We start from the raw sequence: 677 nt of genomic DNA, 5'->3' as shown, positions 1-677 counted from the left end.
AGCTCGGCTTTTTTGTATCTGTAATTTGCTCAAAAATGGGAGCCTACTGTTTGTAGGCTCCCATTCTTTTTACTTCTATTTCGGTGGGGATTTCGCTTAAAGCGAATTTACTTACCGCTCGTCCATAGACCGCTTAAAGACTTCAATAATCCCTCACTTGCTCCTTGCTCATTTAGGTAACCTAAAATCACTGGTGCAAATTGGCTGATCATCGATGGGTCTAGTCCTAGTGCATTAAATGCGCTTTGTACGGCACTCAAGCTTTCGATGTTACCTAACAGGCTTTGTGCACCTTTCAAGTTGGATAATCCAGGGATCAATGACTGCAATTCCGTGCTGTTTTGTTGAGACAGTTGGCTTTGAGCAAGTGCAATTAGGGCACTGCTGCCACCTGCAGCTTGTTCTGTCGAAACTGGTAGCTGACTCGTTAGTAGCTCAGTAAGAGGTGAAGATTCTGCATTTAGGCCTTGGCTTACCATATCCATAAGACCATTTTTGCTGCTCTTATCTACGACAGTGTCCAAAAACGCATGTGCGCTGCCAATATTCACTGATAGGAGAGCTAAAGTTAGGAGAGTTTTACGCATAGTACCTCCGACGGTTGAGCGTTTTAACTTATTTGTTGTATTTATTTTTTTAGGTCATCTGACTGATAACTTCTATTATTTTATAAAAAA

Annotated in this window: 1 protein-coding gene; it reads right to left on the bottom strand. The window is 41.7% G+C overall.

Annotated features, from left to right (window positions below):
- Nucleotides 1-107: 107 nt before the first annotated feature.
- The gene (locus tag OU793_RS24780) at nt 108-587 is read right to left on the bottom strand and encodes a DUF2780 domain-containing protein (RefSeq protein WP_017449005.1); all 480 of its coding nucleotides are present in this window, start codon (nt 585-587) and stop codon (nt 108-110) included.
- Between the last annotated feature and the right edge of the window lie 90 nt (nt 588-677).

The sequence above is a fragment of the Vibrio sp. VP6 genome (assembly GCF_028823755.1).
GTDB classification, from domain to species: Bacteria; Pseudomonadota; Gammaproteobacteria; order Enterobacterales; family Vibrionaceae; genus Vibrio; species Vibrio parahaemolyticus.
This window is presented reverse-complemented; position numbering and strand designations above follow the sequence as displayed.

Bases quoted from the DNA above. Each gene is read 5' to 3' on its own strand.
- OU793_RS24780 (WP_017449005.1), bottom strand. From the start codon at position 587: ATGCGTAAAACTCTCCTAACTTTAGCTCTCCTATCAGTGAATATTGGC.